We start from the raw sequence: 14,359 nt of genomic DNA, 5'->3' as shown, positions 1-14,359 counted from the left end.
GCTTAACTCTCCTTCGGTGGCGCGTTATCTGTCAGGTAGTTTGCCATCTGGCAGTACTGGGCGACAGAGATATTTTCTGCCCGCACCGCCGGGTCAATACCCAACGAGGTTAACACCTCCGGCGTAAACAGATTGCCGAGGCTGTTACGAATGGTTTTACGGCGTTGGTTAAACGCTTCGGTGGTAATGCGGCTCAGGACGCGAACCTCTTTCACCGGGTGCGGCATGGTGGCATGCGGTACCAGACGCACTACTGCAGAGTCGACTTTAGGCGGTGGCGTAAAGGCTGTCGGCGGCACTTCCAGAACCGGGATCACCTGACAATAGTATTGTGCCATTACGCTTAAACGACCATATGCTTTGCTGTTCGGGCCTGCAACCAGACGATTCACCACCTCTTTTTGCAGCATGAAGTGCATATCGGCGATGGCATCAGTATAGCTAAACAGGTGGAACATCAATGGCGTAGAGATGTTATAGGGCAGGTTGCCAAAGACGCGCAGCGGCTGGCCCAGGGTCTGGGAGAGCTCGCCAAAGTTCATGGTCATCGCATCCTGCTGATAGATGGTCAGTTTCGGCCCGAGGAACGGATGCGTTTGCAGGCGCGCGGCCAGATCGCGATCCAGCTCGATGACGGTCAGCTCATCCAGGCGTTCACCCACCGGCTCGGTCAGCGCGGCAAGGCCGGGACCGATTTCGACCATAGCCTGGCCTTTCTGCGGATTAATGGCTGACACAATGCTGTCGATGACAAATTTATCGTTAAGGAAGTTTTGCCCGAAACGTTTACGGGCCAGGTGCCCCTGATGGACTCTGCTATTCATTGAGTATTAGTAATCATTTTGATGGCGAGATTAAGCGCCGTAATAAAACTGCCGACATCGGCTTTCCCCTGGCCCGCGAGTTCTAATGCGGTGCCGTGGTCTACGGATGTGCGAATAAAGGGTAAACCGAGCGTAATGTTCACACCGCGGCCAAAGCCCTGGTATTTTAACACGGGGAGGCCCTGATCGTGATACATCGCCAGCACCGCATCGGCGCTATCGAGATATTTTGGCTGGAAAAGCGTGTCAGCAGGCAGCGGGCCGCTGAGGTTCATCCCCTGGCCGCGCAGCTCCTCAAGCAGCGGAATGATAGTGTCTATCTCTTCGCTGCCCATATGGCCGCCTTCGCCCGCGTGCGGGTTCAGGCCGCAGACCAGCACGTGCGGATGGGCAATGCCGAACTTGTTTTGCAGATCGCGATACAGAATGGTGATGACGTCGCGCAGCAGAGTTGGGGTGATGGCGTCCGCCACGTCCCGCAGCGGCAGGTGGGTGGTTACCAGCGCCACCCGCAGCGCCTCGGTCGCCAGCATCATCACTACTTTGGGTACGCCAGAACGCTCTTCAAAAAACTCGGTGTGCCCGGTAAAGGGCACGCCAGCATCGTTAATCACCCCTTTGTGCACCGGGCCGGTGACCAGTGCGGCAAATTCGCCGTTCAGGCAGCCGTCACAGGCGCGGGCAAGGGTATCAACAACGTAGCCACCGTTAGCCACGCTAAGCTGGCCGGGGATAACCGTCGCACGCAGGGCAACGGGCAGCACCGTCAGGGTGCGGGTGCGCTGCGGCTGGGCGGGCTGGTCGGCATCGTAGGGGAGCAGGGTCAGCGGCAGACCAAGCTGTGATGCCCGGCCAGCTAAAAGCTGGGGGTCAGCGCAGACCACCAGCTCCATGGGCCAGTCGCGCTGGGCCAGCTGGACCACCAGCTCCGGACCAATCCCGGCGGGTTCGCCGGGGGTGATAACGATGCGTTGGACGTTCATTATTTGCTCAGGATCTTAACATAGGCGCTGGCGCGCTGCTCCTGCATCCAGCTGGCCGCCTCTTCAGAGAATTTGCGGTTCATCAGCATGCGGTAGGCACGGTCCTTCTGCGCAGCGTCGGTTTTATCCACGTTACGCGTATCCAGCAGTTCGATCAGATGCCAGCCAAAAGAGGAGTGCACCGGGGCGCTCATCTGGCCTTTGTTCAGCTTCATCAGCGCATCGCGGAAGGCCGGATCGAAAACATCCGCCGCCGCCCAGCCGAGATCGCCACCCTGGTTAGCCGAGCCGGGATCCTGGGAGAAGGATTTAGCCGCTGCAGCAAAGCTGGTTTTACCGCTCTTAATGTCCGCTGCGATCTGCTCCAGCTTCACGCGAGCCTGGTCGTCAGTCATGATCGGCGATGGCTTCAGCAGGATATGGCGAGCGTGAACTTCGGTCACGGAGATGCTTTTGCTCTGGCCGCGCAGATCGTTGACCTTCAGAATATGGAAGCCAACGCCGGAACGGACCGGTCCGATGATGTCGCCTTTCTTCGCCGTGCTCAGCGGCTGGGCGAAGATTGAAGGCAGCTCCTGAATACGGCCCCAGCCCATCTCGCCGCCTTTCAGCGCCTGCGGATCGGCAGAGTAGGTGATCGCCAGCTTGCCAAAGTCATCGCCGCCGCGCGCCTGCTCGATGATCGAGCGTGCCTGGCTCTCCGCCTCGTTAACCTGATCGGAGGTAGGATTTTCCGGCAGCGGAATGAGAATGTGGCTCAGGTTCAGCTCGGTGCTGGCGTCGTTCTGGTTACCCACCTGCTGAGCAAGAGAGTCAACTTCCTGCGGCAGAATAGTAATGCGACGGCGCACCTCGTTGTTACGTACTTCCGAGATCAGCATCTCCTTGCGGATCTGGCTGCGGTAGGTGTTGTAGTCCATACCGTCATAGGCCAGGCGGCTACGCATCTGGTCCAGCGACATGTTGTTCTGCTTGGCGATATTGGCAATAGCCTGATCGAGCTGCTCATCGGTGACTTTGACACCCATTTTGGTGCCCATCTGCAGAATGATTTGATCCATGATCAGACGCTCCAGGATCTGGTGACGCAGCGTGGCGTCATCAGGAAGCTGCTGACCCGCCTGACCGGCGTTAAGCTTTACGGATTGCATCAAACCATCAACGTCACTTTCTAGCACAACGCCGTTATTAACGACGGCAGCGACTTTATCGACAACCTGCGGCGCGGCGAAGCTGGTATTCGCAACCATGGCGATACCGAGAAGCAGCGTTTTCCAGTTCTTCATACTTTTTCCATTTCAATTAACCGCAATGCGGATTACGTGGCAAATCAACTTCATAACCAATCTACTTCATCACTAAGCGACTACATTACAAAGAGCTACTATAAGGCAGAATATTCGAACGCAGCATCTGCTGGGTGCCCAGCCCATAGTTAGAGCTCAGGCCGCGCAGTTCGATGTTAAAGCCGACGACGTTGTCGTAGACGCTCTCCGTCGGCGCAGGTCCCCAACCGTTGAGTTTACGCTCGTAGCCAAAGCGAATCGCGTAGCAGCAGGAGCTATACTGCACACCGAGCATCTGATCGGCGGCTTTGTTCTGTTTAGTGTCGAAGTAGTAGGCTCCGACTACAGACCAGCGATCAACGATTGGCCAGCTTGCCACCCCACCCACCTGAGAAATACCGTCTTTGGTCTGAGGGGTATAAGCGTAGTTTGGCAGCGTCGCCTGAATATACTCCTCGCTGGCGTAGCGGTAGTTCAGCTGCAGGACACGATCCTCATCGCGGCGGTACTCCAGCGTGGCATTACCGTTCGCGACGTTGTCGAGACGCGTATCGTACTGCACGCCGCCGCGCAGACCCCAGCGTTCACTCATCCGCCAGTAGGTATCACCTGCCCAAACCAGCGATCCGGTCTGGTCGTCTTTTTCCCAATTAATTTTGTCATCACCGGTACGGGATTCGGTGAAGTAGTAGATTTGACCCACGGAAATGTTAAAACGTTCAACAGATTCCTGATCATAAACGCGCGATGTGACCCCGGTCGTGACCTGGTTCGCCGATGCGATGCGGTCGAGGCCGCCGTAGGTTCGGTCACGGAACAGGCCGCCGTAGTCAAATTGCAGCAGGGACGAGTCATAGTTTTGGATATGGCTCTGGTCGCGGTATGGCACGTAGAGATACTGGGCACGTGGCTCCAGCGTCTGGCTATAACCCGCCAGCCAGTTCATATCGCGCTCGAAGATCAGCTTGCCATCCACTTTAAACTGCGGCATCACGCGGTTTACGGAATCTTTATAGTCGGTACCGTTTGCTGCGTTATAGTCTTCGAGATTGGTCTGTTGGTAGTGAGTCGCCAGCAGCTTCGCTTCGGTGTTGATACTGCCCCACTGGTTAGAGAGCGGCAGGTTGATCGTCGGCTCCAGGTGCAGACGGGTGGCTTCCGGCATATCTGAGTTAGTGTTCGAGAAGTGCACGGCCTGACCGTAGATACGGGTATCAAATGGCCCGACGTCGTTCTGGTAGTAGTTTACATCCAGCTGCGGCTCTGCAGCGTAGGAGTTGCTGCGCTCGGCGTCAAAGACCTGGAACTGTTTGGTCGAAACCGTGGCGTCAAAATTATCCAGCGAGTAGCCTACGCTGAATTTCTGCGTGGCGTAGCCATCGGTGCTGGAGCCATAGTTCGATGTAAAGTCGTTGAAGTAATACGGATCGCTGACCTTGGTATAGTCGATATTGAAACGCCATACCTGATCCATCACCCCGGCGTGCTGCCAGTAGAACAGCCAGCGGTGCTTATCGGATTCAGTAGGATAGTCTTCCTTGAAGACATCATCCGAGGGCAGGTAGTCAAACTCCATCAGGCCTGCACCCGCCTGGGTCAGGTAGCGGAATTCGTTCTGCCACTGAATGCTGCCCCGTTTGTCCATATAGTGCGGCGTAATGGTGGCATCAAAGTTCGGGGCGATGTTCCAGTAGTACGGCAGCGTAAACTCAAAGTAATTCTTCGAGCTGTATTGGGCGTTCGGGATCAGGAAACCAGAGCGGCGCTTGTCGCCAATCGGCAGCTGCAGATAGGGACTATAGAACACCGGAACCGGACCCAGCTTAAAGCGCGCGTTCCAAATCTCGGCGACCTGCTCTTCGCGATCCTGGATCACTTCGCTACCCACCACGCTCCAGGTATTTGAGCCTGGCAGACAGGAAGTAAAGGTCCCGTTATCCAGAATGGTATAGCGGTTCTCGCCACGCTGCTTCATCAGATCGGCGGTGCCGCGACCCTGGCGTCCTACCAGCTGGTAATCGCCGTTCCAGACGTTGGTGTCTTTGGTGTTCAGGTTAGCCCAGGCTTTTGGCCCTTTCAGGATCACCTGGTTATCATCATAGTGCACGTTGCCCAGCGCATCGACGGTACGGACCGGATCGGTCTGACCCTCTGGCTGCTGCTGGTGAAGCTGCATCTCATCTGCGCGAAGGCGGCTGTTACCCTGTTGAACGTCGACGTTGCCGGTAAATACGGCATCTTCGGGATAGTCCCCTTTCGCGTTATCGGCGTTAATAGTGACGGGCAGCTGGTTAGGTTCGCCCTCTACCAGAGGACGGTTATAGCTCGGGACGCCCAGCAGACACTGCGAGGCGAGATCGGCCGCCAGCCCCTGTTGACTGTACAGGGCTGAGCCAATCATTGTGGCCAGAAGGGTGGGAATACGTTTTTTCATACGTTGTATTTGTTGTTCCGTCATCAGTGGCTTTTCGGCTTGCAAGCGCTCAGAGACTAACTTACTCACCTTCACAGCGCTAGTGTTAATCCTGCCCGCTTTCGAGCCTGGTAGAGAAGGCTGTGCCTGTGCACGGCATAGAATGACGGGTATGATAATGCAAATCTTAGCCGACGGCATGACCATTTGGGGAGTATATGCAGTATTGGGGAAAAGTGATTGGCGTCGCCATCGCATTAATGATGGGCGGCGGTTTCTGGGGCGTGGTCCTCGGCTTACTCATTGGACACATGTTTGACAAGGCGCGCAGCCGCAAAATGGCGTTTTTTGCCAACCAGCGCGAGCGCCAGACGCTCTTTTTCGCTACCACCTTTGAGGTGATGGGGCATCTGACTAAATCCAAGGGGCGCGTCACCGAAGCGGATATTCAGGTGGCAAGCCTGTTTATGGACCGGCTCAACCTGCATGGCGATTCACGCGCCTTTGCCCAGCAGGCGTTCCGCGTCGGCAAAACCGATAACTATCCGCTGCGGGAGAAGATGCGTCAGTTCCGCAGCGTCTGTTTTGGCCGCTTCGATCTGATTAGGATGTTTCTGGAAATTCAGATCCAGGCGGCGTTCGCCGACGGCTCGCTGCACCCGAACGAGCGTGAGGTGCTGTACGTCATCGCCGAGGAGCTGGGGATCTCTCGCGTTCAGTTTGACCAGTTCCTGCGCATGATGCAGGGCGGGGCCCAGTTTGGCGGCGGCTTCCACGGCCAGCAGCAGTCCAATGGCGGCTGGCAGCAGGCCCAACGCGGGCCAACTCTGGAAGATGCCTGTAACGTGCTGGGCGTGAAGCCCACCGATGACGCGGCGACCATCAAGCGCGCCTACCGCAAGCTGATGAGCGAGCACCATCCGGATAAGCTGGTGGCCAAAGGGCTGCCGCCGGAGATGATGGAGATGGCGAAGCAGAAAGCGCAGGAGATTCAGAAAGCCTACGAGCTGATCAAAGAGCAGAAAGGGTTTAAATAATTCGGCTCGCCGGTGAGCGCGAGCCGATGCTGGCACGCGCTCACCACGCTACTCTGTAGATGAACTATTCGGCGAGAAACAGCTCAAGCAGCGAGTTCAAAAACAGCTTGCCGTGCTCCGTGATCTGCCACGCGTCGGCGGACTCGGTCACGTAGTTAAGCGCTAAAGCACGTTCGATCTGCGGACGGATCGCCGACTCATCCAGCCCCGTATAGCGGGTAAACTCAGCCCGTGGCGCAGGCTCCAGCAGGCGGAAGCGGTTCATAAAGAACTCAAACGGCTTGTCGGCGGTTTCAACTTCATGCTGCCGGTCGCGATAGGTTCCCTGCATATAGCCGCGCGGATGACGCGTTTTAGCGGTGCGCAGAATGCGTCCGCCCGGGAAGGTCACCTTGCCGTGCGCGCCACAGCCGATCCCAAGGTAATCCCCAAAGCGCCAGTAGTTCAGGTTATGCTGGCACTGGTAATCCGGCTTCGCATAGGCCGAGGTCTCATACTGGCGGTAGCCCGCCGCCGTCAGCAGCTGATGGCCCTGCTCGAAAATCTCCCACAACGCATCGTCATCCGGCAGCACCGGCGGACGGGAGCCAAACAGCGTGCCTGGCTCTATGGTCAGCTGATACCAGGAGAGGTGCGGCGGGTTCAGCTCAATGGCCTGACGCAGATCGTCCAGCGCCTCTTCCAGAGTCTGGTCCGGCAGGCCGTGCATCAGATCGAGGTTAAAGCTGCGCAGCCCTAAGCCCGTCGCCAGCCGGGCAGCGCGTTTCGCCTCTTCTGGCCCGTGGATGCGCCCCAGCCGCGTCAGCTTGGTTTCGCTAAAGCTCTGCACGCCAATAGAGATACGGTTAACGCCCGCGCGCTGGTAGTCGACGAAACGGTCGGCCTCCACCGTACCGGGGTTGGCTTCCATGGTGATCTCCGCGTCAGCGGCCAGATTGAGGCGCGCCCGCACGCCGTCGAGCAGGGTCTGCATCGCCGGGCCAGAGAGCAGGCTCGGCGTCCCGCCGCCAATGAAGATCGTCTTAACCTCACGCCCTTGTGCCCAGGGCGCATCAGCGTCGAGATCGCTCAGCAGATGCTGAACGTAGTCGTCATGGGGAACTTCTCCCTTCAGTGCGTGCGAGTTGAAGTCGCAGTAGGGACACTTCTGCACGCACCAGGGGATATGGATGTAAAGGCTCAGAGGTGGCAAATCAGCCATTACGCAGGGCTTCCAGTAACAGTTTCAGCGCCTGGCCACGGTGGGAGGCAGCGCGCTTCTCGTCCGCGGTCAGCTCGGCAGCGGTTTTGCCTGCCTCTGGCACAATGAAGATAGGATCGTAGCCAAAGCCGCCGCTGCCCGCAGGCGCACGGGCGATGGTGCCCTGCCAGCTGCCGTGGCACACCAGCGGGGTCGGATCGTCAGCGTGGCGCATATAGACCAGCACGCAGTGGAACTGCGCCTGGCGCTCGCTGTCGGGTACGTCCTGCAGCTCAACCAGCAGCTTCTCCAGATTCTGCTGGTCGGTGGCGTCTACACCGGCAAAGCGCGCGGAGTAGATCCCCGGCGCGCCGCCGAGGGCGTCAACCGCCAGGCCGGAGTCATCGGCAATCGCCGGCAGGCCGGTAACCTGCGCAGCGTGACGCGCTTTGATGATCGCATTCTCGATGAAGGTCAAACCGGTTTCCTCGGCAGACTCGACGCCCAGCTCGGTTTGCGCCACCACGTCGAGACCAAAATCGTTAAGCAGCGAGGCCAGCTCGCGCACTTTACCGGCGTTGCCGGTAGCAAGAACTACTTTTTGCATAGTTAAATCCTGATTCATTTACACCACGGCAGGCGGCGCTTAGAGCGCCATCCACAGCCCCGGCAGCAGCATATTACCCGTGCCCTGCAACAGCTCGGCGATCCCCATGTTGATCACATAGAGCAGCAGCACCAGGATCATCGGCGAGAAATCGATCCCACCCATGGAGGGCAGCAGTCGGCGAATAGGGCGCAGCAGCGGATCGGCGAGCTGCATCAGCACAAACTCAACCGGGCTACGTCCCTGGCTGACCCAGCTCATGATCGCCATCAGCAGCAGCACCCAGAAGATCAGCTGGCCGATGGTTTTCAGCAGGATCAGCACGGCGGCAATCCAGATGATCGGCTGGAAGGTCACCACCATAAACAGCACGATAGCCTTCAGCACGCAGAGGACAAGCGCCAGCAGCACCGAGGCGCTGTCGAGCGGGCCCATGGCCGGAATAATGCGGCGCAGCGGCCCCACCACCGGCTGGGTGATCTTCACGATAAACTGTGAGAAAGGGTTATAAAAATCCACGCGGGCCCACTGCATCCAGACCCGTAACAGCAGCACCATCGTATAAAGCTCAATTACCGTTGAGAGCAGGAAAGTCAACGTCTTCATGGCGTTCCTCAGTTTTCCTTAATTTTTTGTATAGTCACGAGCACCAAATATGGCGGTGCCGATGCGTACCAGGGTGCTGCCCGCCGCGATGGCGGCTTCCATATCGTCGCTCATCCCCAGAGAGAGCGTATCTACCGTCGGGTAGCGCAATTTAAGCGCGTCAAATGCTACAGCCATTTGCCGTGCCACCGCAAACTGCCTTTCATAAGTTGACACGGGGGCGGGGATTGCCATCAGCCCGCGCAGGCAGACGCCCGGTAGCCCAGCAACCTGGGCGGCAAGAAGATCCAGCTCGGCAAGCGGAATGCCGGACTTGCTCTCTTCATCACTAATATTGATTTGAATCAGGATGTTAAGCGGCGGCATGCCGGCCGGGCGCTGGTCGCTCAGGCGACTGGCAATGCGCAGACGATCAACGGTATGGCACCAGTCAAAATGCTCTGCCACCAGGCGGCTTTTGTTGGACTGCAAAGGCCCAATAAAGTGCCATTGTAGCCCCGTCACGCCTTGATCCTGAAAGTGGCGAATTTTATCTACCCCCTCCTGGACATAGTTTTCACCAAAGGCGCGTTGTCCGGCGTCGATGGCCTCTGCGACAGCGCTCGCAGGTTTGGTTTTGCTGACTGCAAGCAGAGCAACATCTTCTGAAGCACGGCCGCAGCGTAGCGCAGCGGCTGAGATTTTGTCCCGGACCTGTGCCAGGTTATGCGCGATATCGTTCATCTTTCCCGGAGGCTTAATTATGGATATGGAAGAAATAGTGGCCCTTAGTGTAAAGCATAACGTCTCGGATCTACACCTGTGCAGCACCTGGCCGCCGCGCTGGCGCAGGCAGGGTCTGCTTGAAGATGCCCCGTTTCCACCTCTGGACATTGAGGCGATCCTTCGCGAGGCGCTGACCGACGAGCAGCAGGGTGAGTGGTGGGCCAATCGGCAGGTAGACTTTGCCCTTGAGCTGGCAAACCAGCAGCGGCTGCGGGCCAGCGCCTTTATGCACCATCGCGGTATTTCTTTGGCGCTGCGCCTGCTGCCCACTGCCTGTCCGAAACTCTACGCGCTGGATACGCCACCTGCGCTGGAGCAGATCCTGACCTGCGACAGCGGGCTGGTGCTGGTGACCGGCGCTACCGGCAGCGGTAAATCCACCACCCTTGCAGCAATGGTCGACTATCTCAACCATCGCCTGGCAGGACATATTCTGACCCTGGAAGATCCGGTGGAGTTTGTTCACCAGGGGGCGCAGTGCCTGATTGAGCAGCGGGAGATCGGCCAGCACTGTCCGTCGTTTGCCGACGGCCTGCGTGCCGCGCTGCGTGAGGATCCGGACGTCATTTTAATCGGTGAGCTGCGTGACAGCGAGACTATTCGTCTGGCGCTGACCGCCGCTGAGACCGGGCATCTGGTGCTGGCGACGCTGCATACCCGAGGTGCAGCCCAGGCAGTTGAGCGACTGATCGATACCTTTCCCGCTGAAGAAAAAGCCTGGGTGCGCAGCCAGCTGGCAGGCAGCCTGCAGGCGGTACTGGCACAAAAGCTGGAAGCTGATAAGCAGGGCGGACGCGTAGCGCTGTTTGAGCTGCTGGTTAACACCCCGGCGGTGGCAAACCTGATCCGCGACGGCAAAACGCACCAGCTGCCTGGCCTGATGCAGACCGGGCAGCTGGCGGGTATGCAGACCTTCAGCCAGAGCCGTCAGCAGCGGGTCGCTGCCGGGCGGCTGGGGGAGCAGGGGAGGGATCAGGCGTGCTGTTCGAAGTAACTTTCGAGGATAATCACCGCCGAGGCGGAGTCAACGCTACCCTTGTTCAGCGCCCGGTAGCCACCGTGGGCGAAGAGACCTGAGCGCGCCTCAACGGTGCTCAGGCGCTCGTCGTGCAGGGCAATACGCACCCCAAAGCGGCCGTGGATCTTATTGGCAAAGTTGCGCGCCCGGGCGGTAAGCAGCTGCTCGCTGCCGTCCATATTCAGGGGCAGACCGACCACGACCTCATCGGGCTGCCACTCTTTTAGCAGGCGCTCAATCAGGTTCCAGTCTGGGGTGCCGTTTTGCGCCTTCAGCGCCGCCAGCGGGCGGGCGGTGCCGGTTACGCGCTGGCCAATCGCCACGCCAATGCTTTTAGTGCCGAAGTCAAAGGCTAACAGAGTGCCGCTCATCAGGCGTGTCCCGCCACGCCGGGCATGGTCGAGATATCAATGCCGATCAGCTTTGCCGCATCGCGCCAGCGGTCAGCGATAGGCGTCTTAAACAGGATGTTCTGATCCGCCGGGGCCGTAAGCCATGCATTGTCGAGGATCTCCTGCTCAAGCTGGCCCTTCTCCCATGAGGAGTAGCCAAGCGCTACCAGCACGTCGGAGGGCTGCTCGTTGGTACCCAGCGTCTCCAGCACGTCCCGGGAGGTGGTGATCACCGTGTTGTCCGAGATACGGATGCTTGAGGAGAACTTCGCTGGCGGCGTATGCAGGATAAAGCCGCGATCCTCCGCCAGCGGGCCGCCGAGCAGCACCGGTTTATCCAGACGGATCGCCGGGTCGCGCCCCTCTGGGTTGATCTTAAGCTTCTCCAGTACCCCTTCGACCTTCAGGTTTTCCAGCGGCTTATTGATGATGATCCCCATCGCGCCATCTTCGTTATATTCGCAGATATAGACCACGGCGCGGCGGAAGAAGGGATCCTGGAGAGCAGGCATGGCAATCAGAAAGTGATGCTGTAAATTCATTGTCAGAGGTTCTGTTCCTGGTTCAAAAAGCAACAAGCACCCAGTATGCGGTGAAAGCCCCAGCTTTGCTATCCCTGTGGATCGCAATTCCGGGTCTTTCACCTGCAAACAGGCCGTTACGGGCGTGCTGAATTTAGTTGCCGAGACGCTTTTCGATGGCGTCCATCAGCATGCCGGTAATGGAGACCGGGAACTCCGCTTCGATTTCACGGATGCAGGTCGGGCTGGTGACGTTAATCTCGGTCAGGCGATCGCCGATGATATCGAGACCGACAAAGATCAGCCCTTTGGCCTTCAGGGTAGGCGCGACGCGACGGGCGATATCCCAGTCGCTGTCGGTTAACGGACGCGGTTCACCACGCCCCCCGGCGGCCAGGTTGCCACGGGTTTCGCCGCCCTGCGGGATACGCGCCAGGCAGTAGGGAACAGGCTCGCCATCCACAACCAGCACGCGCTTGTCGCCGTCTTTGATCGCCGGCAGATAATTCTGCGCCATGCAGTAACGGCTACCGTGCTCGGTCAGCGTTTCGGTAATCACGCCGAGGTTCGGATCGCCCGCTTTCACGCGGAAGATCGAGGCCCCGCCCATGCCGTCCAGCGGCTTCAGGATGATGTCGGTGTGCTTCTGCCAGAACGCCTTAATCTGCGCCTTGTTGCGGGTAACCAGCGTTTCCGGGGTCAGCTCCGGGAACCAGGCGGTGAACAGCTTCTCGTTGCAGTCGCGCAGGCTCTGAGGCTTATTGACGATCAGCGTCCCTTTCTCTTCCGCACGCTCCAGAATATAGGTGGCGTAGACGAATTCAGTATCAAACGGCGGATCCTTACGCATCAGCACCACGTCAAGGTCGGCCAGCTCGATATCCTGCTCGCCGTTGAACGTATACCACTGATCGTAGTTCTGCTCCACGCTCAGGAGGCGCGTACGGGCGCGGGCCTGGCCGTTAATCAGGTAGAGATCCGCCATCTCCATATAGTGCAGTTCATAGCCGCGACGCTGCGCTTCCAGCAGCATGGCAAAGCTGGAGTCTTTCTTGATGTTAATGCTTGCGATGGGATCCATCACAATGCCGAGCTTAATCATTCGCTTTCTCCGTTTAAACCTGTAGCCACTCTTACCCCAAATCACCGAAACGCACCTGGAGTGCGGTAATGGCGGTGAGCGCGGTTGTTTCAGTGCGCAAAACGCGTGGTCCTAACAGAATATCAGTAAACTGGTACTCTGCGGTCATGGCGATCTCATTCGCCGTCAGGCCGCCTTCCGGGCCTATCAGCAGCCGTACGCGCTCAACCGGCAGCGGCAGCGTATTGATGCTGGCGCTGGCCCGCGGGTGCAGGTTCAGCTTCAGCCCGTCTTCAGGCTCGGCGCACCATGCCTCCAGATCCATTGCCGGACGTATCTCCGGGATCCGGTTACGGCCACACTGCTCGCAGGCAGCAATGGCGATCTTTTGCCACTGCTGGATCTTCTTGTTCAGGCGTTCAGCATCCAGTTTAACCCCGCAGCGCTCAGAAAAAAGTGGCGTAATGAGGCTTACCCCCAGTTCGATCGATTTCTGGATAGTAAATTCCATCTTTTCGCCCCGGGACATCACCTGACCGAGATGAATATGCAGCGGCGACTCGCGATCGTCGGTCTCACCTGACAGCAGGTTCACTACCACGCTCTTCTTATCGGCGCGCAGGATCTCCGCCTCAAAAAGCTGGTTGCTGCCGTCAAAGAGCTGCAGGGCCTGGCCTGCGCCCATGCGCAGCACGCGGCCGACGTGGTTTGCCGCATCGTCGCTTAACGCAACCTGCTGGCCAACGGTGAGGAGTTCAGGGTGATAAATGCGGGGTTTGCGCATGAAAACATCGTCCGGGATAGAGAGTGCGGCAAGGCTGCCGCACGGTTAACAAGATGGCGCTAGTGTAGGTTAGCTCTTTCACCCCTGACAAGCGCGCTGCACATAGGGATTGGGGTTGCCCTGAACCTTATTGATACGCCTGTCGCGCTCGCACTCCCAGGGCGTGACCGGATAGAGCTTGTTCCAGGCCTCAAACAGCTGCGTCTGCTGGCGAGAGAGCGACAGCGAGTAGCGATCGCGCATATAGAAGTAGATGCGGGCGATGGCGCCGCGGGCGCGGGCAGGCGGCTCAGCCATCTTCTCTTTGAAATCGACCTTCATATCGCACTGGCCGTACTGACCCTCGCCGCCGTTCCACTGGCTGTACATAAAGTTGCCGCGATCGCCGTTGACCTCGCCGACGGCGGGCTGCAGGTTGTGCATGTCGCTCTCCATCTGGCGGTAGACCGGATCTTTCGTGCAGTTTTTGCGCCCACCATCCTGCCAGCACTGGCGCTGGTGGCCGAACTGCCAGGCGGGCACCACGTGCTCCCACTCAATACGGCTGGCACGGTTGGCATTTTTACGCACCTTATAGCCGCAGGAGGCGAGATCGACAACGCCCTTTTTGCCTTGCCAGATAATGGTGCAGCCGCAGTAGAAATCCCCCGGCGCGTCGGCGTTGATCTTTACGCCTGCCGCCTTGGCCTGGGCGAAACTGTGGATCCCCTCGGCCAGCGCGGTGTGGGAGAGGCCTGCTGCCAGCAGGGTAAGGGTGAGAAGATGAGGGCGGAACATGACAAACTCCATTGCATAACGTAGGCGCACCCTAGCGAATGCGGTTCTCAGATGCAATCAGTCAGTTCACAAAAGCGTTTGATTG

The 14,359-nt window shown here is 58.5% G+C and carries 15 protein-coding genes; 2 read left to right on the top strand and 13 right to left on the bottom strand.

The window, feature by feature from the left end:
* Positions 1–2 precede the first annotated feature (2 nt).
* The 4 genes from rsmA to lptD all read right to left on the bottom strand — a co-directional run bounded on the left by rsmA (position 3) and on the right by lptD (position 5,527).
* Positions 3–824, bottom strand: a complete 822-nt coding sequence (gene rsmA / locus RTM13_RS15685; RefSeq protein ID WP_312213046.1) for a 16S rRNA (adenine(1518)-N(6)/adenine(1519)-N(6))-dimethyltransferase RsmA — start codon at positions 822–824, stop codon at positions 3–5.
* Positions 821–1,807 carry a 4-hydroxythreonine-4-phosphate dehydrogenase PdxA gene (gene pdxA / locus RTM13_RS15680; RefSeq protein WP_409456055.1) on the bottom strand — a complete coding sequence of 329 codons (987 nt, stop codon included), beginning with the start codon at positions 1,805–1,807 and terminating at the stop codon, positions 821–823. Before pdxA ends, rsmA begins: the two co-directional genes overlap by 4 nt.
* Complete coding sequence (gene surA / locus RTM13_RS15675) at positions 1,807–3,093, bottom strand: peptidylprolyl isomerase SurA (RefSeq protein WP_312213044.1); 1,287 nt, start codon at positions 3,091–3,093, stop codon at positions 1,807–1,809. Before surA ends, pdxA begins: the two co-directional genes overlap by 1 nt.
* A gap of 85 nt (positions 3,094–3,178) precedes the next feature.
* Positions 3,179–5,527 carry an LPS assembly protein LptD gene (gene lptD, locus RTM13_RS15670; protein ID WP_312213043.1) on the bottom strand — a complete coding sequence of 783 codons (2,349 nt, stop codon included), beginning with the start codon at positions 5,525–5,527 and terminating at the stop codon, positions 3,179–3,181.
* Positions 5,528–5,724: 197 nt separating this feature from the next.
* Between lptD and djlA the strand changes: the two genes are divergently transcribed.
* Positions 5,725–6,543 carry a co-chaperone DjlA gene (gene djlA, locus RTM13_RS15665; RefSeq protein ID WP_312213042.1) on the top strand — a complete coding sequence of 273 codons (819 nt, stop codon included), beginning with the start codon at positions 5,725–5,727 and terminating at the stop codon, positions 6,541–6,543.
* Between the two features lie 64 nt (positions 6,544–6,607).
* Here djlA and hemW read toward each other — a convergent pair whose 3' ends face one another.
* Genes hemW through RTM13_RS15645 form a run of 4 tightly spaced genes read right to left on the bottom strand, consistent with a single transcriptional unit; the run spans position 6,608 to position 9,659 of the window.
* Positions 6,608–7,744: a radical SAM family heme chaperone HemW gene (gene hemW / locus RTM13_RS15660; protein ID WP_312213040.1), complete on the bottom strand. Its 1,137-nt coding sequence runs from the start codon at positions 7,742–7,744 to the stop codon at positions 6,608–6,610.
* Positions 7,737–8,330 carry an XTP/dITP diphosphatase gene (locus RTM13_RS15655; protein WP_312213038.1) on the bottom strand — a complete coding sequence of 198 codons (594 nt, stop codon included), beginning with the start codon at positions 8,328–8,330 and terminating at the stop codon, positions 7,737–7,739. Before RTM13_RS15655 ends, hemW begins: the two co-directional genes overlap by 8 nt.
* A 39-nt stretch (positions 8,331–8,369) precedes the next feature.
* Complete coding sequence (locus RTM13_RS15650) at positions 8,370–8,936, bottom strand: YggT family protein (RefSeq protein ID WP_312213036.1); 567 nt, start codon at positions 8,934–8,936, stop codon at positions 8,370–8,372.
* Positions 8,937–8,954: 18 nt separating this feature from the next.
* Positions 8,955–9,659, bottom strand: a complete 705-nt coding sequence (locus RTM13_RS15645; protein ID WP_312213034.1) for a YggS family pyridoxal phosphate-dependent enzyme — start codon at positions 9,657–9,659, stop codon at positions 8,955–8,957.
* Positions 9,660–9,678: 19 nt separating this feature from the next.
* On the opposite strand from RTM13_RS15645, the gene RTM13_RS15640 reads away from it, so the two are divergent.
* Positions 9,679–10,695 (top strand): type IV pilus twitching motility protein PilT, encoded by a 1,017-nt coding sequence (locus RTM13_RS15640; RefSeq protein ID WP_312213032.1) that lies wholly within the window; start codon positions 9,679–9,681, stop codon positions 10,693–10,695.
* Here RTM13_RS15640 and ruvX read toward each other — a convergent pair.
* The 5 genes from ruvX to endA all read right to left on the bottom strand — a co-directional run bounded on the left by ruvX (position 10,674) and on the right by endA (position 14,274).
* Entirely contained in the window at positions 10,674–11,090 is a 417-nt protein-coding gene (gene ruvX / locus RTM13_RS15635) for a Holliday junction resolvase RuvX (RefSeq protein WP_312213030.1), read from the bottom strand. The two genes, RTM13_RS15640 and ruvX, sit on opposite strands and share 22 nt — an antisense overlap.
* Positions 11,090–11,653, bottom strand: a complete 564-nt coding sequence (locus RTM13_RS15630) for a YqgE/AlgH family protein (protein ID WP_312213028.1) — start codon at positions 11,651–11,653, stop codon at positions 11,090–11,092. The genes ruvX and RTM13_RS15630 overlap by 1 nt, the downstream gene beginning before the upstream one ends.
* A 133-nt stretch (positions 11,654–11,786) precedes the next feature.
* Entirely contained in the window at positions 11,787–12,734 is a 948-nt protein-coding gene (gene gshB / locus RTM13_RS15625) for a glutathione synthase (RefSeq protein ID WP_312213026.1), read from the bottom strand.
* 31 nt (positions 12,735–12,765) lie between these two features.
* On the bottom strand, positions 12,766–13,497 hold the full coding sequence (rsmE, locus tag RTM13_RS15620; protein WP_312213024.1) for a 16S rRNA (uracil(1498)-N(3))-methyltransferase: 732 nt from the start codon (positions 13,495–13,497) through the stop codon (positions 12,766–12,768).
* A 78-nt stretch (positions 13,498–13,575) separates the two neighbouring features.
* The gene (gene endA / locus RTM13_RS15615; protein ID WP_312213022.1) at positions 13,576–14,274 is read right to left on the bottom strand and encodes a deoxyribonuclease I; all 699 of its coding nucleotides are present in this window, start codon (positions 14,272–14,274) and stop codon (positions 13,576–13,578) included.
* Positions 14,275–14,359: the final 85 nt, after the last annotated feature.

Origin of the sequence: Pseudescherichia sp., from assembly GCF_031979925.1 — a bacterium.
In the GTDB taxonomy this organism is placed as follows: Bacteria; Pseudomonadota; Gammaproteobacteria; order Enterobacterales; family Enterobacteriaceae; genus Pseudescherichia.
The sequence above is the reverse complement of the archived record's forward strand: the minus strand, read 5'-3'. Positions and strand labels throughout refer to the sequence as shown.